The following is a 24,124-nucleotide window of genomic DNA, read 5'->3' on the forward strand; positions in this document are numbered from 1 at the left end:
CAGTAGGTGGTGCCCAGTTTCTAGAATTAGACATAATCAATCAGTTCATGAGTTAACAATACTGTGTATTTGATCATGTTTTGGGGCTAAAGTCACTGTATGTTTTTTAAACTGATCGGTGCTCTAGGTTCTAGGAAAAGCGGGGAAGAGCGCTTTTTCTTCCGCTTTTGCATTTCCCAGGACCCAGGACCCAGAACCTAGAACCCTCTCTTCCTCTGTTGCTTTCCCTAGTAATCTCGCTTCTTTCTTCCGCTCTTGCTTTCCTAGAACCAAGGGCCCAGAACCCAGGACCATTTTTCCGCTCTTGCTCTTCCGCTTTCGCTTTCCTAGAACCAAGGGCTCAGAACCCAGGACCATTTTTCCGCTCTTGCTCTTCCGCTTTCGCTTTCCTAGAACCAAGGGCCCAGAACCCAGAACCCAGAACCCTCTTTTCCGCTCTTAATCCCTATCCAAATACCTCAAATACGCATTTCTTAAACGCACTTGTTGGTTTTCGAAGTAGCCAGCGCCATAGCGACCACGGTTGTGGTATTGGCGTTCCAAACTATGCTGGAAGTTGACTTTGCCGCCAAGGCCGTTATTGATGTAATTGTGCTTCTCATGAATGCGGGTTTGCAGTGAGAAATCAAACTGGTCGATGCCGCGAACCTGAAGGTAACCCGGTTTCATGCCACGCCAAACATCAATCGGGAAGGCGACGCCAAGGGTTAAAAATTGCTCTTTGTCTTTGCCTTCGAACTGGCTATTAAGGTAACGAGCGAAAACGTTGAAATCGCCAAACCAATGATTGGTGGTGATCTCATAGCCTTTGTCGCTGTTCCAAAACTCACCGCCGACAATATCCAATTGCCAATCCCACTCGGGGCGTGAGTAGTGGTAACCCGCCAAGCTGACTGACTTTTCCTGACCTTTGATATCGCGATGCTCATAATCACTGTACTGGTAAGAAAGCGAATGGTGACCTTGCGGAGAGTGCCAAGCGAGATCATGGGTATAACCTTCATAATCAGTACGAATGCGGCCAAGAGACAATTGATAAGCAAAGCCATAAGGTAGGGAGAAGGCTTGGTGCGCCACCACGCGATCCACCCCGCGCTCAAAGGCCGAATTTTGCCAGTAGCCACCTTCTTCGTAGTCATCACTGTTGGCCACGGGTGTCACATGGCGAATATCCAGTGCGGCGCCTTTCCATAAGGGAGCGTAAATATTGCTGGCTAAAGCTAAGCTGTAATCCCACACCCCGTACTCGGTCGCCACGCCATAGCGCAGTGTTGGCGACAAACTCAGTTGCACGCGGCCAAAACCGGACGCTTGTTGCTCGCCCTGCCAATCGGCGGCGTCGAGCACTTCACCTGGGTTGCTGGTGTCAAAGGCGAGATCGCGACAGGCGATGTTGTCGCGCAGAAAATCGCGATAACACTGCGCCGAGCTACTCACTTTGCTGGTCGCAATACCATTGGTCAGGGCGATCACTTGGAACTTGTCGCTGGTGAGTTCGAGCTCTGCCGCCGCGCTTTGCCCGTAGTAGCTAGACACTATCCCCAATGCCACACCAAGGCCATCAACTTGGTTCTGGTTATAACGGCGGTTTTCCAGTGTGACAATCAACTGCCCATCGTGGCGGCCAAGGCGCACATTCAAAAAGCCCTCGTCCAGCAGCGCTTGTTTTAGTGCTTGTAGCGAAGCGCTTTGCGCATGTTGTTGCGCGATGGTCAGTTTGTCTTGCAGGGTGAGGCGGTCACTGATTTTGGTGGGTTCGGTGATAAATTTGCTCGCCAGCGGCACACTCACTTGGGTTTGCCATAGTGGCTGTTCACTCTTTTCATGGCTGGTGTAAAGCTGATAACCGAGTGAGGCCTTCACACCGTAAGGGAGGAAATCCTCGGGCGTCATCACTTTGACCATCGCATTGTAGGCCACGCTGTCGTATTCGCCGAGCAACTGAACGAAATCAAAAGGTTGATACTCAATGCCACCAAACGCGCCGTTCATCACTTGCGGGTTTAAGGTGGAAGAACCATAGCCAAGGCTGGCACGCACAGGCAGTGCATCAAAGGTGTAGTCGGCTACCACGTATTTGGTTTCAAAATTGTTGGCCGCACCGCCCCAATCTTGCATACCAAAGGCCAGCTTGAGATTGTCATGGTGGTAGAAATTGGGGATCTGATATTTAAACGAAGCGGAAAGATCGCGAATCCCACCCGTTTTAGGGTTCTCATACAAATTGGTATCGTAGGTTTTCGTTACAATCCGCCCATGGGCTTCTAGCCCTTGGAATAAGCCCAAGGAGAATTTCAGCACATCCAGCTCAGCGATCTCGCCGCGAAAGGGTACGCCTTGGGCGAAGGTGTAACTAAAATCGCCGCTTTGCATCACTTGCGCGTTGGGGGTTAGAACAAGGCCAGAAAAGGCCTGATTGGCTGAGGTGACAGATAAAGGCGCACAAAGAGCGGCGCTGCTTAAAGGTAAACCACCCAGCAGCATCGCCAAGCGAATAGGATTAAGCTTCATCGGGTATCCTAAGAAAAAAGAGTCCATTTGATAACAAAAAGGCACTCACAAAGAGTGCCTTTAGCTAGCAGCTAGCGTGTTTCAGCCGAAATTAATCGCCAGTGCTACCGCCGTTACCGCCAGTACCAGTACCAGTACCAGTACCTGTTGGTGGCTGGGTTGGGTCAACTGGTTTTGGTGGCACAACTGCATCATCCACTTTGGTTTCATCGACAGTTACGTCAGGAACAACGCCGTCATCGCCAGTACTGTCAATGCTGGTTTTGATGTCATTAACGAGGTTAATAACAACTTCTTTAGTGCCATCTTTAGACTTTGGATAGTCAGGGAACTCAGTAGTTACCGCTGTCACAGTCTTGCTTACTGAAGCCGCTAGAGAGTCGGCAGTAATTTCTTTAGTTGCAGACTCTTTTGCCACTAGAGTGTCAGAAAGTACGTGAGTTGTTGCCACAATTTTAGAGTACGTGTCAGCAACCGTTGGGTTTGCTTTCAATGTTTCGATAGCAGTAGAAGTATCTGAAAGAAGCTGCTCTAGGGTGACACCAGTGTCATTTGTTAGAGCATCAGTATCGATGCCTAGTTTTGCTAGTGACGCTTTTGCTTTCTCTGGAGTGTAAGGTTCGTTGCCCAGTTCTAGAGCAATAAAGGTTGTGAGCGGAGAAGCAGTCACTTTAGTGCCTGCAGTCGCAAAACCACGTGGTACCGAGTAAGAAACATTTTTCATGTTTTTACCGTTGGAGGTGTCTGTTACAACGAAACTAGGGTCTGCTTTCTGCGCGTCAGTTAAGCCGAAAGAGAAAGTACATTGAGCTGGGTCGCTGATCACTTGGGAATCAACGGCACCTGGAATATTGGCAAAGCCATCGTAGTTTGTACGTGGAATTGGGCCAGAAGTACCATCTGCACAAGAGTAAGTGCCTGGAATCCCCCAGATAGCACCATCGTAAGCCTGTACTTGCTTAACAGGATCTTTGCCATCACTGCCGCAACCTGCAAGCAAAGCTGCAGCCACACACGCTGTTAGTAGTTTAGTTTTCAAAATTAAGCTCCGGTTGTTTTAATTGGATCCAAACGCAACCTCAAGCATAGCGTTATATTAACAATGTGTAAATACTGAGCAAATTCTACGTCAAGAAAAATTCATAGAAAAGGGGGGGGAGGAAAGGGAAAGGAAAGGTACTAGGTGCTAGGAAGAGCAGGGAAGAGCGGGGAAGAGCGAGAAAAGCGGGGAAAAGAAGGTTGCTAGGAACTAGGAAGAGCAGGGAAGAGCAGGGAAGAGCAGGGAAGAGCGAGAAAAGCGGGTAAGAGCGGTCCTGGGAAGGGCGAGGGCGGCCCTGGTTCCTGGGAGAAAAGCGGGGAAAAGAAGGTTGCTAGGAACTAGGAAGAGCAGAGAAGAGCAGGGAAGAGCAGGGAAGAGCAGGAAGAGCGGTCCTGCTTTTCCGCTTTTGCTTGCCCTCGTAACCTAGCTTCTAGAAAACTCGTTTCCTGCTTTACCTGCTTTTGCTCTTCCCAGAACCCAGGGCCCAGAACCCAGGACCTTCTTTTCCCTCTCTTCCGCTCTTGCTTTCCCAGGACCAAGGGCCCAGAACCCAGGACCTTCTCTTCCGCCCCTGCCTTTCCGCCCTTGCTCTTCCTAGTCCCTAGTCCCTAGTCCCTGCTCTCCCCCCTTCCCCAAAAAAACAATTTGTGCTGTACGCCACAATATGGATAATAAGCCGCCATAAATATTATTAATCATGACAGAATCCTAACAACTGTCATGAAACGTCAGTAATTTGTCGTTTGGTTTCTTATCCGGCGGCAAATTCATCATGCGCTGTGTGGTTGTGCGTATACACCAACGGGCGGTAGCGTGCCTAAACTGTGATGCTCTGATTAAATAGATGTTTAATTTCAAAGCGTTAACAATGAACTTGTCTTGGTGTGTACAAACAACTGACGCTGTTTTCAATCCCTGATTAGGCATTAGACAGCGTAAATAACAGAATGAAAAATAACGGAATATCGGGTTTTAAAACCGGGGCTGTGTAAACAGACTATAAAATCAGACTATGAAATATAGTTAAGTGCGATCATGGAAGCGTGTTTAACTATATTGAATACCTGAGCCTAGCAAAGGCTAGCTACTCCGGAAATCAAAACCACTTTGTGTTCACCCAAGAGTGCGGTTAATCACTCTGGCATTATGATGATTTGGCTTACATGGAACTAAAAAGAAAACTTCTGTTAGCAACCTTGCTACCTGTCTTGCTTGCTGGATGTACCGTACCCGGCTCTCACCTCCCCATCGACAACAAAACGCGCGTTGAAACCAATCAGAGCGAAGAAAACGATCTCTCGCAAATGGTGAATCTCTACCCGCTGACAACGCAAACCATCTCGACTTACCTCACCACGCCGCCTTCGGTTTCTCGTGCTAACCCTGAGCTTGATAGCCAGCTTGCGCGCTACGAATACCAAATTGGCCCCGGTGACATTCTCAACGTGACCATTTGGGACCACCCCGAACTGACCATTCCTGCCGGCTCTTACCGTAGCGCCGAAGAGGCAGGCAACTGGGTTCACGCCGATGGCACCATTTTCTATCCTTATATTGGTACTGTCGAGGTAGCGGGCAAAACCGTACGTGAAGTACGTGCCGATATCGCCAAGCGTTTAGCGAAATTTATCGAAAGCCCGCAGGTGGATGTTAACGTTGCCGCGTTTCGCTCGAAAAAAGCCTACATCACAGGGGAAGTTTCCAGCCCAGGCCAACAGCCGATCACCAATATTCCGCTCACCCTGCTGGATGCGGTTAACCGCGCTGGCGGCCTAGCGCAAGACGCCGATTGGCGCAATGTGACCCTAACGCGCAATGGTGAAGAGCAACAAATCTCCCTTTATGCGCTGATGCAGCGTGGCGATCTCACACAAAACCGCTTATTGCAACCGGGCGACATCGTCCACGTGCCGCGCAACGACGGACAAAAAGTGTTTGTGATGGGCGAAGTAAAAGATCCCAAACTGCTGAAGATGGATCGCTCCGGCATGAGCCTGACCGAAGCCCTCAGCAGTGTCGGCGGTATTAACGAGCTCTCTGCCGACGCAACTGGCGTGTTTGTTATCCGCACTTCAGACAACAAATCCGAGCGCATGGCCGACATCTACCAACTCAATATCAAAGACGCCTCTGCTTTAGTCATCGGCACCGAGTTTGACCTCAAACCGTATGACATTGTGTACGTTACCGCCGCGCCAATCACCCGCTGGAACCGTTTGATCGGCCAGCTACTGCCAACCATCACTGGCTTTAACAACCTAACCGAAGGCGCGTTAAGGGTGAAAACTTGGCCGTAAGAAAATGCGAAGCATTTTAAAGGGACGAGGGAAGAGCAGGGACGAGGAAGAAAGAGCAGGAGCGAGTTTTCTAGGGACTAGGAAAAGAGGAAGAGCAGGAACGAGTTTTCTAGGGACTAGGAAGAGAAAGAGCAGGAACGAGTTTTCTAGGGACTAGGAAAAGAGAAAGAGCAAAAGCCTAGCAAACTGCTCTTACCTAGTAATCTAGCAACCTTCTCTTCCTAGCAACCTAGGAAAAAAGGAAAATCATGCGTTATAAAGAGCTGGAAATTTGGAGACGTAGCTATCAAGTTGTTTTGCAAGTTTACAGCTTACTTAAAAGTTGCCGAGATTATGGCTTAAAAGATCAAATTTCGCGTGCTGCAGTTTCTGTTCCATCAAATATTGCAGAAGGCTCTGAAAGAGGTAGTTATAAAGACAACATTCGTTTTCTTTATATTGCTAAAGGTTCTTGCGCTGAGTTGGCAACACAGATTTCTCTAGCAACTGATTTGGGTTACATCCACTCGGAAAATGGGTTGGAACTAGAGTCAGAAATATTAGAAGTAGGTCGAATGATTGGCGGCTACATTAAATTTCTTTCTCAGCATGTGAAAGAAGATAGCGCCGAATATTTCTAGGAAGGGCGGAAAAGCAGGAGCGAGTTTTCTAGGGACTAGGAAAAGAGAAAGAGCAAAAGCCTAGCAAACTGCTCTTACCTAGTAACCTAGCAACCTTCTCTTCCTAGCAACCTTCTCTTCCCTAGCAATCTAGAAAACTGCTCTTACCTAGCAACCTGAGGAAACATGTTTAACAAAATTCTAGTCGTTTGTGTCGGTAACATCTGTCGTTCTCCTACTGGGGAGCGTGTGTTGCAAAAGTTACTGCCGCATAAAACCATTGCTTCTGCGGGCATTGCGGCGGAAAAAAGCCGTTTAGTCGGTAAGCCAGCCGATCCCATGGCGATCGAAGTCGCGGCCGAGCACGGGGTGGATGTGGAAAACCATCACTCTCAACAGTTAACCCCGCAGCTATGCAGCCAGTATGATCTCATCTTAGTGATGGAAAAAAGCCATATGGAAGCACTGACGCAAATGGCGCCAGAAGCACGCGGCAAAACCATGTTATTCGGCCAATGGATCGGGCAAAAAGAGATCCCCGACCCATATAGACAAAGTAAAGAAGCCTTTGACTACGCTTACAAGTTAATTGACGAAGCCGCCCAAGCCTGGGCGAAGAAGTTGTAGAAGAGCGGTTAAGAGCGGTCCTGGGAAAGGCAAATGCGGCCCTTGTTTCTAGAGGGAGAGTTGGTCCTAGGGGAAAAGCGGCCCTAGTTCCTAGGAAGAGCAAAATCTAGAACCCAGAACCTAGAACCTAGAACCTAGAACCTAGAACCCAGAACCTAGAACCTAGAACCTAGAACCTAGAACCTAGAACCTAGAACCTAGAACCTAGAACCTAGAACCTAGAACCTAGAACCTAGAACCTTATTCAAAAATCCACCAACCCGGAAATTTACGAGACAATGACAACACCACAAACTCGACCTTCTGTTGATAACGCTTCTGACGAAATCGATTTAGGCAAGCTGCTTGGTATTTTATTGGATGCCAAATGGTTCATCTTCGCCATTACCTTTATCTTCGCGGTCGGTGGGGTGGCGGTGGCGCTGCTTTCTACGCCGATCTACAAAGCGGATGCTTTGCTGCAAATTGAGCAAAAAAGCTCGGGCGGTATTAGCTCTTTGGTGGGCGATATGGGCGAGCTGTTCTCACAGGAATCTTCCGCCACCACAGAAATTGAAATTATCAAATCGCGCATGATTTTGGGCGACACGGTGGATAAATTTAACCTCACCACCGTTACAGAAGCGAAGTACTTCCCGCTAGTCGGCAAGGGCCTAGCGCGCATGGCCGGTAAGGTAAACCAGATTGAGGTGAGCCGCTACCAAGTGCCGGATTATGCGCAGGGGATGAGCCATACAATTTTAGTGACCGATGAAGCGCAGCAAAGCTACCAGCTTGTGCGTGAAGATGACACTGTAGTACTGCAAGGTAAAGCGGGCGAGCTGGCGAAAAACGACGGTTATGAACTGTTTGTTACCGAGCTGCGTTCTCACACTGGGCAAGAGTTTGCCATTGGCCAGCGCAACCGTTTAGAGGCGATTGAATGGTTAAAACAAAATCTCTCCATTTCTGAGCGCGGCAAGCAGACCGGGATTTTACAACTGAGCTTTGAAGGCGAAAACCGCAAGCAAATTAGTGAGATCCTCAACCACATTAGCCAAACCTACTTTTTACAAAACGTTGAGCGCAATTCTGCGGAAGCGGAAAAAAGCCTGACCTTTTTAAAAGGCCACCTACCGGATATTAAAGACAGCCTCACCGCCGCCGAAGACAGCTTAAACCGTTTTCGCCAAGAGAACGACTCGATCGACCTTGGCCTAGAAGCCAAGTCGACCTTGGATGTGATGGTGAAGCTTGAAGCGCAGCTCAACGAACTGACTTTTAAAGAGAGTGAAATTAGCCAGCGCTTTACCAAAGATCACCCGGCTTATATCTCGCTACTCGATAAACGAGAAACGCTACTTAAAGAGCGCGAGCGTTTAAACCAGCAAGTACAAAAGTTGCCTAAAACCCAGCGTGAAGTGCTGCGTATGACGCGTGATGTAGAAGTGAACCAGCAGATCTACATTCAGCTACTCAATAAAGTGCAAGAGCTGAGCATCATCAAAGCAGGCACAGTGGGTAATGTGCGCATTTTGGATGAAGCACAAACTTTTGCCAAACCGATTAAACCGAAAAAACCGCTGATTGCGGTGCTGGCTACCTTGCTGGGCGGCATGCTCAGTGTCGCGATTGTGCTGGTTAAAGCCGCATTGCACCGCGGAGTTGAAACACCCGATCAAATCGAGCAGATTGGCCTTTCTGTGTACGCCAGTGTGCCAAAATCAACCCTGCAATTAGCATTAGCCGAAAAACTCAAGCGCAAAGGCAAACACAACAAAGAGTTGGCGCTGCTTTCAGAAAGCAACCCGGCGGACCTTTCCATCGAAGCACTGCGCGGCCTGCGCACCAGCTTGCACTTTGCTATGCTGGAAGCAAAAAACAATGTGCTGATGATCTCTGGCCCCGCGCCAGGCATTGGTAAATCCTTTGTCTCCACTAACTTTGCAGCCGTGGCGGCGAAAACGGGGCAAAAAGTTCTATTGGTAGACGCCGACATGCGCAAAGGCTATTTGCAGCAGTGTTTTGGCCTTAAGTGGGAAAATGGCCTCTCTGATTACCTAGCAGGCAAAATCGACACCGCCACCGCCGTGCAACACGCTAAAGTAGACAACCTTGATATTATTGCCCGTGGCCAAGTTCCACCCAACCCATCTGAGCTGTTAATGCATCCGCGCTTTAAGCAGTTGGTGGAATGGGCGAGTGAAAATTATGACCTGGTAATCATCGATACCCCGCCAGTACTGGCAGTCACCGACCCAAGTATTGTTGGCTCACTCGCCGGCACCACGCTGATGGTGGCACGCTTTGGCCAGAATACAGTGAAAGAGATTGAAGTGGCACGCAACCGCTTTGAGCAAGCGGGCATTGAAGTGAAAGGCGTAATTCTTAACGCTACCGAAAAACGTGCATCAAGCTACTACGGCTACGGTTATTACAACTATAGCTATGGTGAGAGTAAGAAAGCTTAAAATCACAGGGAGGACTATAGATAGCTTCAGTCCTTCCTATTTAATGAAACCAAATACTTAAATATTTTGTTGGTTAGTAGTATGTCAAAGAAGAAAGTTCTTACCGTTTTTGGCACCCGTCCAGAAGCGATTAAAATGGCACCGTTAGTCCACGCTTTGGCGGCAGATGAGCGTTTTGAAGCTAAAGTCTGCGTCACTGCTCAGCATCGTGAAATGCTCGATCAAGTATTAGAGCTGTTTGAAATTACTCCGGACTACGATCTAAACCTGATGAAAGCCGGTCAAACACTTAATGAAGTCACGGCGCGAATTCTGTTAGAGTTAAAGCCTGTTTTACAGGAATTTAAACCCGATGTCGTGCTCGTTCACGGAGACACAGCAACAACGTTTGCAGCCAGCCTTGCCGCCTATTATGAGCAAATTGCTGTTGGTCATGTTGAGGCGGGGCTGCGCACCGGAAACATCTACTCGCCATGGCCAGAGGAAGCCAACCGTAAGCTCACGGGGGCGTTAACCACATATCATTTTGCACCAACGGAAACTTCCAAGCAAAATTTGCTGCAAGAGAATTACGCGCCAGAGAATATTTTCATCACGGGTAATACGGTGATTGATGCGCTGCTGATGGTGAAAGAAAAAATAGAACAAGATGCCGATCTAAAAGCAACCTTAGCAGCACAGTTCCCTTACTTAGATGAAAGCAAAAAACTCATTTTAGTGACAGGTCATCGACGCGAAAGCTTTGGCGGTGGTTTTGAGCGTATCTGTGAAGCTCTAGCAAAAACAGCGAAACAGCACCCCGAGGTGCAAATTCTCTACCCTATGCACCTAAACCCTAACGTGCGTGAACCCGTTAATCGTATTCTGGGTAGCGTGGAAAATGTGCTGCTGATTGAGCCGCAACAGTATTTGCCCTTTATCTACTTAATGGACCGAGCGCATATTATTCTCACCGATTCTGGTGGTATTCAAGAAGAGGCTCCATCCCTTGGCAAACCCGTGTTGGTGATGCGTGATACCACCGAACGGCCAGAAGCGGTGGCAGCAGGGACAGTTAAATTAGTTGGAACAGATGTAGAAAAAATCGTCTCCAACCTAAACACCTTGCTGAGCGATAGCAAAGCCTATCAAGCGATGAGCTTTGCCCACAACCCATACGGTGATGGTAAAGCGTGCCAGAGAATTCTCGATTCCTTGTGCAAGTAACTTTTTAATATCTCCTAGAACCAGGAAGAGCAGGCCCTAGAACCTAGAACCTAGAACCTAATTTATAAATATTTTTAGGACTCGTAAAAATGTCTTTTGAAACCATTTCAGTAATCGGCTTAGGCTACATCGGTTTACCTACTGCGGCGATGTTTGCATCACGTAAAAAGAAAGTGATTGGTGTGGATGTCAACCAACACGCGGTTGATACCATTAATCAAGGCAAGATTCATATTGTAGAGCCAGATCTCGATATGATGGTGCATGCGGCAGTCAGCGGTGGCTACTTAAAAGCAACCACCACACCAGAAGCGGCTGATGCCTTTTTGATTGCCGTGCCAACGCCATTCTTACCTTGTGCAGAGGGCGACATTCCAGCACCGGATCTCTCTTACATTGAAGCAGCCAGTAAAGCGATTGCCCCTGTACTGAAAAAAGGCGACTTGGTGATTTTAGAATCGACCTCTCCTGTTGGTGCAACCGAGCAAATGGCCGCTTGGCTCGCTGAAGCTCGCTCTGATCTTACCTTTCCACAAACACACGGTGAAGAAGCTGATGTGAACATTGCCCATTGTCCTGAGCGCGTTTTGCCTGGCCATGTTGTGCGTGAACTAGTTGAAAATGACCGAGTGATTGGTGGTTTAACATCTAAGTGTTCAACGCGTGCGGTGGAACTCTATAAAACTTTTGTTCAAGGTGAATGCGTAATTACCAATGCGCGTACCGCGGAAATGGCTAAACTGACCGAGAACAGCTCCCGTGATGTACAAATCGCCTTTGCCAACGAGCTATCTATCATCTGTGACAAGCTAGACATCAATGTATGGGAGCTAATTGCACTCGCAAACCGTCACCCTCGTGTCAACATTCTTCAGCCTGGCCCTGGTGTGGGTGGACACTGTATTGCTGTTGATCCTTGGTTTATTGTTTCCAAAACACCGAACGAGGCACAAATCATCCATACTGCGCGTAAAGTCAATGACAGCAAACCGCAGTGGGTGATTAACAAAGTGAAATTAGCGATTGCAGACTTTTTACAAGCCAACCCAGATAGAACAGCCAGTGAAGTAACAGTAGCATGTTATGGTTTAGCTTTTAAACCAGATATTGATGATTTACGTGAAAGTCCGGCAATGGCGATTACACAAAAAATTGCCGAGATGCATGCAGGGCGTGTGTTTGCTATTGAGCCAAATATCGAGTGCATTCCTTCGAGATTGACTAAAATAGAATTAATTGATTTATCAACAGCTCAAACAGAGGCAGATGTCCACGTGATCCTTGTCGACCATAAAGAATTTAAGAAAGGAATGGAACTTACTGGCTTGGTTGTTGATTCAAAAGGGATTTTCTAGGTGATTAGCCCATGCTAATAGCATGGGCTTGTGAGTTATATAATGAACGATTTTAAATCAAAGATTATTAATGTAGTTTTTGGTACCTCAATATTACAACTGTCCACTATCGCAAATTTCATAATATTAGCTAGACTACTTTCGGTTGATGATTTTGGTCTTTTAAGGCAACTATTGCTAATTTCTCAAATGGTATTTTCTGTAATATTTGCAACTGTACCAGTCTCAGTCCTTTATTTTTGTGGATTGCATAAAGATGGAAAGTCGAAGAGTGATATAGTTATAACACACACTAAAGTGTGTGTGTTTTTAGGTTTGGCGTCAGGGGTTCTAATCTTTACTTTTAAGGATTTAATTGCCTTGATTTTTGGGAGGGAAGAGCTTGCCCATTATTTGATTGAATTTTCTTTATATCCACTTTTTATCGTGGTGTATTATTTTGTTCCAACAGTATTGATTGCATTGGGTAAAGAGAAATATATTAAATGGTATTGCCCATTTGTTGCAGTTTCTAATACAGCAATAATAGCGTTAGCAGCTTTAATCTATGGTTTAGATTACGTTGTATATGCATATGTTTTAAGTTCCGGAATATCATTTTTATTAGCTCTGTGGGTAATATGTTCTGTAACTAAAAATCATTATGATACTAGGTTTAGCAAGGGTGTAGTATCTTATAATCAAATAATTAAATATTCATGGTTTCTAACATTAGCTTCGTGCATTGGTATTTTAGCAAGTAGATATGATCATGTGCTGGTTTCTAATGAGCTTGGTGTAACAGTTTTTGCAGTATATGCAGTCGGTGCTTTTCAACTTCCAATATATAGTATAATTCAATCTAGTGTTAATTCTGTTATTTTTGGCAAGATGGTCGAACTTCATGCTAAAGGTGATTGGTTAAATTTTTCCAAATTGTGGGTTCGCGCAATAAATAAAATATCAATAATATGCCTTCCTTTGTCTGCGTTATTTATGGTTTTTTCTGAAGAGTTTATATCTGTTTTGTTTGGGAAGGCATATGTATCTGGTTCTTGGATATTTATCTGTTTTTCACTTTTGGCTCCCATTAGGTGCGTATCATTTGGACATATATTTAAAGTTATAGGAAAACCACATTTAGATGTTATTGGGGCTGTTTTTCTATTAATAATGACTTTATTGTTTGTGACGGTTGGTACTAAAACATATGGAGCTTTAGGTGCAGCTATAGGCGTGGTGCTTTCTGTATATTCAATGTCTATATTTTTAGTTTTTGTGATCAAGCAACAAACTAAAGGTAACATGAAGTTGTTAAATATATTTCCGGCATCACTATTTGTTACTTTTTTTTCTTCTTTGTTTGTTTTTTCTGCTTTGAAGTACTCATTTTTTTGGTTGTTTTATTAACCTCTCCAAAAGGAAAATATGGACATGCCAGATGCATCGCATGAACACTCCCTGTGTTTAAAGGGTTTGATGAATAATGCGAAAGCTAAAAAATCTAATGGATTTAATCGTTTGCATCGAGTTGATGTTCATGGTTGATTAAAGTAATGAGTTATAATTTTGGGCTATTCATCTAATAGGCTCGTAAAAAATTTTGATAGGCTTTGAGCCTGTGTTTTGCAAGGATGCTCATGATTTTTCTGGCTATGCTTATATAATTGTTGTGCATATTTACAGGAAAATTTTCTAATAATATATTAGGGCTAACAATAATCATGAAAAAAATGTTAATTTTATCTGGTTTGTTTTTTAATAAGAAAGGAAATCAGTCATTTCTAAATAGTGTCAAGGGATATGATAAAGAGTACGACGTTACTTTAGTCACTGCAGCTACAATGAATAGTGATGTGTATATCTCAAAGGAAAAGGCTAATGAATTTATTCCTAACTTAAAGATTGTATCGCTTATTAATCCTAGAGTTATTGACTTCGGTAAAAAAATTGTCGGATTTTTAAGGAAAAACCGACAAAATGCCACTTGTGAATTTAATGATAATCAATCACCTAAAGTTGATGGCATTGTAAATTTACCACCAACTAAATCAAGCTACGTTTCGTTTTATTTCCGTTCTTTTTTGATTGTTTTATATTCATTCTTTTATTATTTAAAAAATAGACCAGATGTTGTTTGCTGTTACGAAATTAACGCGGTTAGGGCTTGTGTTTTATTGAAAAAAGTATTTGGTGCTAAAGTTTTTATTAAGTTACAAGGTACAGCTCTAGGTGGTAGTCTGGGTAATCTTGAAGATAAAGATGTAAAAAAAACATTTGCAATTGATATTTTAGAATTAAAGAAAAGCTATGTATTTGATGGTGCTATCATGACTAATGATGGCACGCTCGGTGATAAGGTGCTTCAATACTATGGTTACACATCTGATAAGATACTTTTTATCAATAATGGTATAGAGCCAAGGTTTACACTTCCTACAGTAATAAGTGAAGTAATGGAGAAGAGAAAATCAGAGAGGCTAAGAAATAATATTAACTTTGTTGTAGTTAGTAGGTTAACTAGTTGGAAGAGGATCGACCTTGTATTAGAGTGTATCGCCAAAATGAAAGATGTCGATTCTAGAGATATAAGTTTAACGTTAATTGGAGTCGGTTGTGGAAGTGAGTATGAATATTATCATAGATTGATAGAAAAACTGAATATTGAGGATTCAGTTGAGTTTATCCATGGGGCACCGACAGAAGATGTAGTTGATTGCATTCTAAAATCTGACTTTTTGCTATCACTCAATAAATATACAAATGTTAGTAACCCTGTTTTTGAATCTCTGTACTTATCTACACCAGTAATTACCATTGAGCAACCAGATCTTGTGTCTGTTATTGGTCCAGGTGAGCATGGTTGTATATTCTTACCTAATGGTACTAATGAAGAAATTCTGGAAGCTTTCGTTAATAAAGTTTCGAAGGTGAACTACCAGCAGTACACATCTTTACTGAATTACTATGATAGTTATATTGAGCATTTTCCTACGTGGGAAAAAAGGTCAAGTTTTGAACTTGAATTTTTAAATAGTAAGGTGCTGTTTTGAAGCGTTCAGTCTTTTCAACAATAATTTCTTTATCATATGCGTTTTTTGTTCTGATATTTTCACTTCATTTTTACACTATATATGTAGGTCAGGATTTATATATATATAATAATTTTTATAGTAACATTCCAAATGACTTACTAGAAGCGTATAAATTTTATAATAATAGTTTGGGTTCTAAGGAGCCTTTATATTTCTTATTTGTCTATATATTTTCATCAATAATAGATAAGGCAATATTATTCTCTATTTGTAATGCTTTTTTGGCATATTTGCTATGTAATTTATTTGTTAGTAAGTTTCGTTTGGGTTTTTTTCCTACACTTTTTCTTCTTTCAAACTACTATCTATGGGTTGTTTACTTTCCTGCTGAAAGATTAAAATTTGCAATTTTGGCATTTATCCTTCTTGTGCTTTTCAACAAAAGATACGTTTTATTTAAATCAGGCCTTACTATTATTTCTCATATACAGGGATTTTTACTATTATATCAATTCTATTTGGTTAAGTATTACAAAGACATAATAAAGGTGTTTGCATTTAGTTCATTTAAGTCACATATCAGATTTTTTTTTGTTGTGTCGGTTTTTCTTGGATTGTTATTTTTAATGAGAGAGCATTTAATAACCAAGGTTGAGGCATATGCGAATAAAGAAACTGGTTTCGACGGAGTATTAAAAGTATTGGTTCTAATGATTATATCATTAGTTTCTTCCTATAAAAAGACTGATGTTACGTATGTAATACTTTCATTTCTTCCATTGCTGTTATTGTCCTTGTTTCTTGGTGGTGACAGAATTGTAATGTTCGCGGTTATTCAGTACTTTTATATTGCTCTTTACCGAAATCGAAATGGTGATTATATTTTTTATATTGTGTCATTCTACTTTCTATATAAAACGTATGATTTTTTCTCTAGGGCTTATATATACGGTTATTCATTCTAAAGATTATGATAATATTCACGCCTCATTTTTTTCCAGGTTACAAAGCTGGAGGTGTTCTTCGCTCTGTAGAAAATTTGGTCAATCAATTACACAATAAGCATAATATAAAAGTTATTACCTCTGATAGAGATTTAGGAGATAATACCCCTTATAGTAAACATGACAAAGAACTACAGTTTAATGGAAAATGTTCAGTGATGTATGTTAGTAGCTATTTTTGCATTTTAAGGTCTTTGCTTTTAATTAGCCTTGGCAAACATAGTTCTAGTAAAGATTGTCTTTTGGTAAATGGATTTTTTAATCTTAAGTTTAGCCTTATTCCGCTATTTTTTTCATTAGCCTTTCTAAAGGACAAATTTGATGTTTACTTATTCCCTCGTGGTGAATTAGGTGAAGGAGCTATTAAAAATAAGTATTTTTTTAAAAAAAACTATTTGAGGTTTTTGTCATTTTTAGGTGTTTTGGAGAAGGTTAATCTTGTTTTCACAGATGGAAAAGAGGTCTCTGAACTTAAAATGTTACTTCCTAATGTTAAGTTTAAGTACCAAATAATTCCAGACTTGCCTAATTTATCTCTTAGCCCCATTAAAAATGGGTTAAATCTCCCTGATCATGATGCAGTGAAATTTGTTTTTGTTGGTAGAGTATCGAGAATTAAGAATATACATTATATGATAGAGTTGATTAACTCTATTGAATGCCACAATGTTATTCTTGATATTTATGGTGAGATAGAGGATAAAGAATACTATCATGAGTGTTTAGATTTACTAAAGTCTTCACCGGATAATGTTGCAGTTAACTTTTGGGGGGCTGTTGAATATAGATATATTCCTGAAAAAATATCATCATATCACTTTCTCGTTCTGTTGAGCTTATCTGAGAACTTTTCTCATGTAATTGCTGAAAGTTTGTTTTTGGGTGTTCCTGTATTAATTAGTGATAAGACTCCGTGGACCGATCTTGTACGAGATAATGAACTAGGTTATGTTATAGAACTTAATGATGTAACTATAAATATGAATGACATAATTGTTGCATTAATCGATAGTACGCAGAAGATTGAACGAGATGTTCTGTCTTTACGAGCTAAAGAATGTGTATATACGCATTTTAAATTTATTGAAAAGGTTGATGGTGTTTTTAATGAATACTCAAAGTGAACGTTCTGTTTTTTATAATCAAGTTTTACTTATTACAGGTGGCACAGGTTCCTTTGGTAACGCTGTACTAGATCGATTTTTAGAGACTGATATTAAAGAAGTGCGCATATTCTCACGTGATGAGAAAAAACAAGACGATATGCGGAAAAAATACAACAGCAATAAACTAAAATTCTACATCGGTGATGTTCGCGATTATCAAAGTATTCTAAATGCAACTCGTGGTGTTGATTATATTTATCATGCAGCAGCTCTGAAGCAAGTGCCATCTTGCGAATTTCACCCAATGGAAGCGGTGAAAACCAATGTGTTGGGTACTGAAAATGTACTTGAAGCGGCGATTCAAAACGAAGTCAAGCGCGTGGTTTGCTTAAGTACAGATAAAGCGGTTTATCCAATCAATGCAATGGGAATCTCTAAGGCGATGATGGAAAAGGTGATTGTTGCGAAATCTCGCAATGTTGACCCAGAGAAAACCGTAATATCAGCAACTCGCTATGGTAACGTAATGGCGTCTCGCGGTTCGGTCATCCCTCTTTTCTTGCGTCAAATTATCAATGGGCAACCTCTAACGGTTACCGATCCGAACATGACCCGTTTTATGATGACGCTGAATGACGCGGTTGATCTGGTTTTACACGCCTTTGAACATGGCACAAATGGTGACATTTTTGTGCAAAAAGCGCCTGCTGCAACCATCGATGTGTTGGTAAAAGCACTATTGCAAATTGCCGATAAGCCGAATCACCCAGTGAATGTGATTGGTACTCGCCATGGCGAAAAACTCTATGAAGCATTGTGTAGCCGTGAAGAGATGTTTGTCGCCGAAGATCAAGGCGGCTACTATCGTATTCCTTCGGATAACCGTGATTTAAACTACTCGAAATACAACGAAGAAGGCGAGAAAGATCTTTCTGTGATTGAAGATTATAACTCCCATAATACCGATCGTTTAGATGTGCAAGGCATGGTGAAACTGCTTCACAAGCTAGATTTTATCGCTGATATTGAGGCGGGCAGCCTTAACGTTCCTGAAGGTGTGTAATGAAAATTGTCGTCACTGGTGCCAAAGGTTTTATTGGCAAAAACCTCTGTATTATGCTTCGTGAGCATGGCTATCAAGATGTCGTCGAAGTGGATCGCGAAACATCGCGTGAGCAATTATCTCAAGTTCTTTCGACGGCTGAATTCGTCTATCACTTGGCTGGTATCAACCGTCCAAAAGATGAAGTAGAGTTTCAGCAAGGTAATGCAGATTTAACGTCTTATATTGTTGATCAGCTTACGCTGAACAGAAGGAAAGTACCTCTGGTGGTGAGCTCTTCTACACAGGCTGAGCGAGACAATGCCTACGGACAAAGTAAGCGTTTGGCCGAACAAGCGGTTGAGCAGTATGGCCAGCAAACACAAGCACCGTACTTCATTTACCGCTTTCCTAACGTTTTTGGTAAATGGTGTCGCCCTAATTACAACTCCTTTGTCGCCACCTTTTGTTACAACACACTAAACGATCTTGAAATCACGATAAACGATCCGAGTGCGCCAGTAACCTTGGTTTACATTGATGATGTTTGTGCCCATTTAATTTCATTGCTAGAAGGTTGCGCAGAGAGCGGCTATAAGAGCGTAACACCAGAATATCCGACCACAGTCGGTCAGGTCGCTGAACTGTTGCGTGCTTTTAAAGCAAGCAGAGACAATCTTGTCACTGAAAATGTTGGTACTGGTTTAACTCGAGCTCTCTACTCGACTTACCTTAGCTACATGACACCAGCACAATTTAGCTATTCCATTCCCAGTTATGGTGATGAGCGCGGTGTCTTTAGCGAAATGTTGAAAACCAAGCAAGCGGGTCAATTTTCCTTCTTTACTGCTCATCCTGGTATCACTCGTGGTGGCCATTATCACCATAGTAAAAATGAAAAATTTTTGGTGCTGAAAGGCAAGGCATTATTTAAATTTGAGCATATCGCTACTGGTGAGCGTTATGAACTTTATACCGATGGCAGTTCACCGCAAATTGTTGAAACGGTTCCTGGCTGGTCTCATGACATCACCAATATCGGTGATGAAGAAATGATCGTAATGCTATGGGCTAATGAGATTTTCGACCGTGAAGCACCCGATACGTTTGCCCGTCCATTGTCTTGATTCAAGAGAAATTAAAGTGAAGAAACTTAAAGTAATGTCAGTTGTGGGCACTCGCCCAGAAATTATCCGTTTGTCTCGCGTTTTAGCAAAACTTGATGAGCACTGTGAGCATATTTTGGTTCACACGGGGCAAAATTACGACTTTGAACTGAATGAAGTATTTTTTAATGACTTAGGTGTGCGCAAGCCCGACTATTTTCTCAGTGCTGCGGGGAAAAATGCTGCTGAAACTATTGGGCAAGTGATCATCAAAGTTGATCAAGTATTAGAAGAGATTCAACCTGAAGCGATGCTGGTACTGGGGGACACTAACTCTTGTATTTCGGCTATTCCAGCCAAGCGTCGCAAAGTGCCTATTTTCCACATGGAAGCGGGTAATCGCTGTTTTGATCAGCGCGTTCCTGAAGAAACAAACCGTCGAATTGTGGACCATACTGCGGATATCAACCTGACTTACAGCACAATTGCTCGTGATTACCTCCTGGCTGAAGGTTTACCTGCTGATCGTGTGATCAAAACAGGTAGCCCGATGTTTGAGGTGCTCCACCATTATATGCCGCAAATCGATAGCTCAGATGTGCTTTCTCGTTTGGGTTTGCAAAAAGGGCAATTTTTTGTTGTTAGTGCGCATCGTGAAGAGAATGTCGATTCCCCTAAACAGTTGGCCAAATTAGCTGAAACGCTTAATACCGTTGCGCAGCATTATAATCTGCCTGTGATTGTGTCAACGCATCCACGTACACGTAACCGTATTGAAGCGCAGGGATTGGAGTTCCACCCGAATATTCAGTTACTCAAGCCACTAGGGTTCCATGATTACAATCATTTGCAGAAAAATGCCAAAGTCGTACTTTCAGATAGCGGTACGATTAATGAAGAATCGTCCATTATGAACTTTCCAGCACTAAATATGCGAGAAGCACATGAACGCCCTGAGGGGATGGAAGAAGCTTCAGTGATGATGGTTGGCTTAGGTGTTGAGCGCGTAATGCAGGCTTTGCAAATTCTTGAATCACAACCTTCGGGTGATGAGCGCCTATTACGTCAAGTGGCTGATTACAGTATGCCAAACGTCTCGGACAAAGTTGTACGTATAATTCACTCTTATACAGACTATGTGAAACGTGTAGTTTGGAAAGAATACTAATCCAATGAAAATTCTATTCATTAGTCAATTGTACGATCCAGAGTACTCAATTAAAGGTCACGCTTTAATGAAGCACTGGGTTGACCAAGGCCATGAAGTCGAAGTCATAACCACTTTTCCTAATTATCCAGTAGGAAAAGTTTATGACGGATATAAAGTACAGCTAGTTGATTCGAGCTACAAAGACCAAGTCAAAATTACACGGGTTTGGTCTCATATCTCCCACTCCAAATCAAAGTTATCTAGGGCATGGAGCTACATTAGTTTTACGTTGATGGCATTACTATTTGCGCTAAAGTCTAAAAACGTTTCGGTGGTTTATACCTATCATCCTCAATCTACGACGGGGTTGATTGGTATGTTGATGACGTTACTAAAACGCGTCCCATACATTACTGATGTACAAGATCTTTGGCCTGACTCACTGGCGGCAACCGGACTTGGTAGCAATAAGCTCGTGACTTCCTTGATTGGTGGTTGGTGCCGTTTAGTTTATAAATGCTCTAGTCAAGTCGTTGTTTTATCCGAAGGGTTTAAGACAACGCTCATTGAGCGTGGAGTTAGCGGAGATAAGATCAATGTGGTGTATAATTGGTGTCCTGAAGAAAAGTTGATCTCTTTAGCATTAGAGCAGTCGACTTACACGGTTTCTTCAAACTCAACGGTTAAACTAGCATATGCCGGTAACTTGGGTACAGCTCAGGACTTGAAGTCTGTGATTCAAGCCATGGGCATGCTTGATGATATTGATGTTCACTTGTCTCTAATTGGAGGGGGGGTTGAAAGGGAAGTTCTTGAACAAGAAGTGAAGGATCTAAAGCTTAAGAATGTAGAGTTTTTAGGGTATGTTCCTCCTAAGAATTTATTCTCGGAGCTGGTTAACTATGATGCATTGCTTGTTCATTTGAGAGACGAACCTTTATTCAAAATTACAATACCTTCGAAAACTCAGTCTTACACTGCATTAGCGAAACCTATTATTATGGCTGTATCTGGAGAGACTCAAGATATCATTAGAGGTGGCCAATGTGGTTATTACCCAATACCGAGTAACCCAGAGTCTATTGCTGATGCGATAAGAGAGTTGTCAAGTGATCGAGACAATTGGGCGTTGCTAGGGAATAACTCAAGAAAGACTTATTTAGATAAGTTTTCTTTAGAGAGTGGCTATCGCGCACTGGATTCAGTTTTGAAGAAGGCAGTATCATATGGAAATTAGAAATGCGAATTATACTGATGTCGAACGTATTATAGAGATTCATATTAGTGCGTTTGAGGGCTTCTTTTTGACATTTTTGGGGCCTAATTTTTTACACCTTCTCTATGCAGGATTTATTGATAAAGGCTTACTGCGCGTAGCAGTTGTTGATTCTAATATTGTTGGTTTTTCTGCAGGTACAGATAAACCAGAAGTCTTTTTTTCCAATTTAAGAAGAGAAAAGTGGCTGTCATTTTTTTTTGCAGCCGCACCAGGTTTAATAAAGAAGCCATCTTTGGTTATAAAGAAATTATATAGTGCTATCTTCTATAAAGGTGACTCCGTTGAACGACTGAATAATAGCTTTTTGTTAAGTAGCTTAGCTGTTGATCCTTGTGTGGAAGGTAAAGGTATCGGTAAGCATCTGCTCAAAGATTTGGACGAGTTATTATCTGAAAAAAAAGAGTGTCAGATTATTTATCTTATAACGGATAAGAATGAAAATAGCTCTGTATTGAGCTTTTATAGTAAATGTGGATTCTCTATCGAGTCAGAGTTTAAGCAATCTGGACAAAGAGAAATGTTAAGGTTAGTAAAATCAATAAAGGACGTTTGAAGATATGAGTACAGATTTTTTACCATTTGCTCTACCTGAAATTGGCGAAGAAGAAATTGCAGAAGTTGTTGATTCATTACGTTCTGGTTGGGTAACTACAGGACCTAAGGCAAAACGTTTTGAAGAACAGTTCTCCGCTTTTTTAGGTGATGAAAAGTTAGAGTCAATTGCCGTGAACTCAGCCACGTCAGGTCTTCATTTGGCGTTAGAAGCTATCGGCGTAGGACCTGGAGATGAAGTTATTGTTCCTACATATACATTTACTGCAACAGCTGAAATTGTTCGATATCTAGGTGCTACACCTATTATGGTTGATGTTGAGGAATCAACATTTAATATGACACCAACTGCTTTTGAAGCGGCGATTTCAGAGAAAACAAAAGCAGTCATTCCTGTTCATTTTGCTGGTCTTGCATGTGATATGGATGAAATTATTTCTATCGCAAGAAAGCACGATATCCGCATTATTGAAGATGCAGCACATGCATTACCAACAGTTTACAATGGTAAACTAATTGGAACTTTGGACACTGATGTCACCGTGTTTAGCTTTTACGCGAATAAGACGATGACAACTGGTGAGGGGGGCATGGTTGTTACGCGTAATCAAGACATTGCAAAACGTTGCAAAATTATGCGACTACATGGAATAAGCCGTGATGCCTTTGATCGCTATACATCAACGAAGCCAGCCTGGTCCTATGAAATTGTTGCACCGGGTTACAAATATAATATGCCAGATATCTCGGCAGCTATTGGCTTGCATCAGTTAGTTAAGTTACCAGACTTCCAAATTAAACGTCAACGTATGGCTGAGTATTATAATCAGCAACTCAAAGAACTGCCTATTGTTCTTCCTGCATTACCTAATGAGGTGAGTTCACATGCATGGCATTTATATCCGATTAAGCTAAAGGATGATGCTGGGATATCTCGAGATGATTTTATTTTTAAAATGTCTGAATTAGGCATTGGCTGTTCTGTACATTTTATTCCTTTGCATTTGCACCCATATTGGCGTGATACATACGAACTGATACCAGAAATGTATCCTATTGCTCAATCTATTTTTGAAGCCGAAGTTTCTTTACCATTATATACAAAAATGAACGATGACGATTTGTTAAGAGTTGTCAATGCAGTTAAACAGGTTCTCGCAGATGGCTAAACGACTTTTTGATCTATTTCTATCCTTCATCGGGATTTTTTGTCTATTGCCAGTTTTTATTTCTGTGGCTTGTTGGATTAAGCTGGACTCACCTGGTCCGGTTTTTTTTAGACAAACAAGAGTTGGTTACAAGGGGAATCCATTTCGAATTCATAAATTTCGAACAATGAAAGTGCAGGCAGAGAGCGAAGGCCGATTAACGATAGGTAACGATAGCAGGATCACTCGATCTGGACAATTTTTGAGGAAGAGCAAAATCGACGAGCTACCGCAACTCATCGATGTGTTCCTAGGTAATATGAGCCTAGTTGGCCCTCGTCCAGAAGTGCAAGAATTTATTGATTGTTATCCAACGGATGTTAAGGATAAAGTTTTATCGGTAAAGCCGGGTATTACTGATCGGGCATCAATCGAGATGGTCGATGAGAGTGATATTTTAGGTCAGTATAGTGATCCCAAAAAAGCCTACATTGATGTGATTTTGCCAGTGAAGCAGACATATTATTTACAATATGTCGATAATCATACTATCTTAGATGATATTTTTATTATATTTTCTACAATAAAGAAAATAATCAAGAGAACATAATTACTATGTAATTTATGTATTTAGAGAGA

At 42.3% G+C, this 24,124-nt stretch carries 18 protein-coding genes; 16 read left to right on the forward strand and 2 right to left on the reverse strand.

Annotated features, from left to right (window positions below; genetic code table 11):
* Positions 1-438: 438 nt before the first annotated feature.
* Positions 439-2,511, reverse strand: coding sequence for a YjbH domain-containing protein (locus tag UF06_RS22350; RefSeq protein ID WP_045572434.1), 2,073 nt, complete (start codon positions 2,509-2,511; stop codon positions 439-441).
* A 91-nt stretch (positions 2,512-2,602) separates the two neighbouring features.
* On the reverse strand, positions 2,603-3,550 hold the full coding sequence (locus tag UF06_RS22355) for a hypothetical protein (protein ID WP_045572435.1): 948 nt from the start codon (positions 3,548-3,550) through the stop codon (positions 2,603-2,605).
* Between the two features lie 1,163 nt (positions 3,551-4,713).
* Between UF06_RS22355 and UF06_RS22360 the strand changes: the two genes are divergently transcribed.
* The 16 genes from UF06_RS22360 to UF06_RS22440 all read left to right on the forward strand — a co-directional run bounded on the left by UF06_RS22360 (position 4,714) and on the right by UF06_RS22440 (position 24,095).
* Positions 4,714-5,847 (forward strand): polysaccharide export protein, encoded by a 1,134-nt coding sequence (locus UF06_RS22360; protein WP_045572436.1) that lies wholly within the window; start codon positions 4,714-4,716, stop codon positions 5,845-5,847.
* Between the two features lie 248 nt (positions 5,848-6,095).
* Positions 6,096-6,467, forward strand: coding sequence for a four helix bundle protein (locus UF06_RS22365; RefSeq protein WP_045572437.1), 372 nt, complete (start codon positions 6,096-6,098; stop codon positions 6,465-6,467).
* Positions 6,468-6,632: 165 nt separating this feature from the next.
* Positions 6,633-7,073 carry a low molecular weight protein-tyrosine-phosphatase gene (locus tag UF06_RS22370; RefSeq protein WP_045572438.1) on the forward strand — a complete coding sequence of 147 codons (441 nt, stop codon included), beginning with the start codon at positions 6,633-6,635 and terminating at the stop codon, positions 7,071-7,073.
* 278 nt (positions 7,074-7,351) lie between these two features.
* Complete coding sequence (locus UF06_RS22375; RefSeq protein ID WP_171816778.1) at positions 7,352-9,523, forward strand: polysaccharide biosynthesis tyrosine autokinase; 2,172 nt, start codon at positions 7,352-7,354, stop codon at positions 9,521-9,523.
* Between the two features lie 81 nt (positions 9,524-9,604).
* Positions 9,605-10,729 (forward strand): UDP-N-acetylglucosamine 2-epimerase (non-hydrolyzing), encoded by a 1,125-nt coding sequence (gene wecB / locus UF06_RS22380; RefSeq protein ID WP_045572440.1) that lies wholly within the window; start codon positions 9,605-9,607, stop codon positions 10,727-10,729.
* Positions 10,730-10,818: 89 nt separating this feature from the next.
* Positions 10,819-12,084, forward strand: coding sequence for a UDP-N-acetyl-D-mannosamine dehydrogenase (gene wecC, locus UF06_RS22385; RefSeq protein ID WP_045572441.1), 1,266 nt, complete (start codon positions 10,819-10,821; stop codon positions 12,082-12,084).
* Between the two features lie 42 nt (positions 12,085-12,126).
* On the forward strand, positions 12,127-13,473 hold the full coding sequence (locus tag UF06_RS22390; RefSeq protein WP_045572442.1) for an oligosaccharide flippase family protein: 1,347 nt from the start codon (positions 12,127-12,129) through the stop codon (positions 13,471-13,473).
* Positions 13,474-13,787: 314 nt separating this feature from the next.
* Positions 13,788-15,116: a glycosyltransferase gene (locus UF06_RS22395; protein WP_045572443.1), complete on the forward strand. Its 1,329-nt coding sequence runs from the start codon at positions 13,788-13,790 to the stop codon at positions 15,114-15,116.
* Positions 15,117-16,068: 952 nt separating this feature from the next.
* Complete coding sequence (locus tag UF06_RS22405; protein ID WP_045572445.1) at positions 16,069-17,226, forward strand: glycosyltransferase; 1,158 nt, start codon at positions 16,069-16,071, stop codon at positions 17,224-17,226.
* Positions 17,210-18,271 carry a polysaccharide biosynthesis protein gene (locus tag UF06_RS22410; protein ID WP_045572469.1) on the forward strand — a complete coding sequence of 354 codons (1,062 nt, stop codon included), beginning with the start codon at positions 17,210-17,212 and terminating at the stop codon, positions 18,269-18,271. The genes UF06_RS22405 and UF06_RS22410 overlap by 17 nt, the downstream gene beginning before the upstream one ends.
* Positions 18,271-19,377: a capsular polysaccharide biosynthesis protein CapF gene (locus tag UF06_RS22415; RefSeq protein WP_045572446.1), complete on the forward strand. Its 1,107-nt coding sequence runs from the start codon at positions 18,271-18,273 to the stop codon at positions 19,375-19,377. The genes UF06_RS22410 and UF06_RS22415 overlap by 1 nt, the downstream gene beginning before the upstream one ends.
* A 16-nt stretch (positions 19,378-19,393) precedes the next feature.
* Entirely contained in the window at positions 19,394-20,524 is a 1,131-nt protein-coding gene (gene wecB, locus UF06_RS22420; RefSeq protein WP_045572447.1) for a UDP-N-acetylglucosamine 2-epimerase (non-hydrolyzing), read from the forward strand.
* Between the two features lie 4 nt (positions 20,525-20,528).
* Complete coding sequence (locus UF06_RS22425) at positions 20,529-21,743, forward strand: glycosyltransferase family 4 protein (protein WP_045572448.1); 1,215 nt, start codon at positions 20,529-20,531, stop codon at positions 21,741-21,743.
* Positions 21,733-22,338, forward strand: coding sequence for an N-acetyltransferase (locus UF06_RS22430; protein ID WP_045572449.1), 606 nt, complete (start codon positions 21,733-21,735; stop codon positions 22,336-22,338). Before UF06_RS22425 ends, UF06_RS22430 begins: the two co-directional genes overlap by 11 nt.
* A 4-nt stretch (positions 22,339-22,342) precedes the next feature.
* A complete protein-coding gene (locus UF06_RS22435; RefSeq protein WP_045572450.1) occupies positions 22,343-23,506 on the forward strand; it encodes a DegT/DnrJ/EryC1/StrS family aminotransferase in 1,164 nt (387 codons plus the stop codon).
* The gene (locus UF06_RS22440; RefSeq protein ID WP_045572470.1) at positions 23,499-24,095 is read left to right on the forward strand and encodes a sugar transferase; all 597 of its coding nucleotides are present in this window, start codon (positions 23,499-23,501) and stop codon (positions 24,093-24,095) included. Before UF06_RS22435 ends, UF06_RS22440 begins: the two co-directional genes overlap by 8 nt.
* Positions 24,096-24,124 lie beyond the last annotated feature (29 nt).

This window comes from Vibrio sp. S234-5, from assembly GCF_000960595.1.
Classification (GTDB): Bacteria; Pseudomonadota; Gammaproteobacteria; order Enterobacterales; family Vibrionaceae; genus Vibrio.

Coding starts and splice junctions, on each gene's coding strand:
- UF06_RS22350 (WP_045572434.1), bottom strand. CDS start 2,511: ATGAAGCTTAATCCTATTCGCTTGGCGATGCTGCTGGGTGGTTTACCT.
- UF06_RS22360 (WP_045572436.1), top strand. CDS start 4,714: ATGGAACTAAAAAGAAAACTTCTGTTAGCAACCTTGCTACCTGTCTTG.
- UF06_RS22365 (WP_045572437.1), top strand. CDS start 6,096: ATGCGTTATAAAGAGCTGGAAATTTGGAGACGTAGCTATCAAGTTGTT.
- UF06_RS22370 (WP_045572438.1), top strand. CDS start 6,633: ATGTTTAACAAAATTCTAGTCGTTTGTGTCGGTAACATCTGTCGTTCT.
- UF06_RS22375 (WP_171816778.1), top strand. CDS start 7,352: ATGACAACACCACAAACTCGACCTTCTGTTGATAACGCTTCTGACGAA.
- wecB (WP_045572440.1), top strand. CDS start 9,605: ATGTCAAAGAAGAAAGTTCTTACCGTTTTTGGCACCCGTCCAGAAGCG.
- wecC (WP_045572441.1), top strand. CDS start 10,819: ATGTCTTTTGAAACCATTTCAGTAATCGGCTTAGGCTACATCGGTTTA.
- UF06_RS22390 (WP_045572442.1), top strand. CDS start 12,127: ATGAACGATTTTAAATCAAAGATTATTAATGTAGTTTTTGGTACCTCA.
- UF06_RS22395 (WP_045572443.1), top strand. CDS start 13,788: ATGAAAAAAATGTTAATTTTATCTGGTTTGTTTTTTAATAAGAAAGGA.
- UF06_RS22405 (WP_045572445.1), top strand. CDS start 16,069: ATGATAATATTCACGCCTCATTTTTTTCCAGGTTACAAAGCTGGAGGT.
- UF06_RS22410 (WP_045572469.1), top strand. CDS start 17,210: ATGAATACTCAAAGTGAACGTTCTGTTTTTTATAATCAAGTTTTACTT.
- UF06_RS22415 (WP_045572446.1), top strand. CDS start 18,271: ATGAAAATTGTCGTCACTGGTGCCAAAGGTTTTATTGGCAAAAACCTC.
- UF06_RS22425 (WP_045572448.1), top strand. CDS start 20,529: ATGAAAATTCTATTCATTAGTCAATTGTACGATCCAGAGTACTCAATT.
- UF06_RS22430 (WP_045572449.1), top strand. CDS start 21,733: ATGGAAATTAGAAATGCGAATTATACTGATGTCGAACGTATTATAGAG.
- UF06_RS22435 (WP_045572450.1), top strand. CDS start 22,343: ATGAGTACAGATTTTTTACCATTTGCTCTACCTGAAATTGGCGAAGAA.
- UF06_RS22440 (WP_045572470.1), top strand. CDS start 23,499: ATGGCTAAACGACTTTTTGATCTATTTCTATCCTTCATCGGGATTTTT.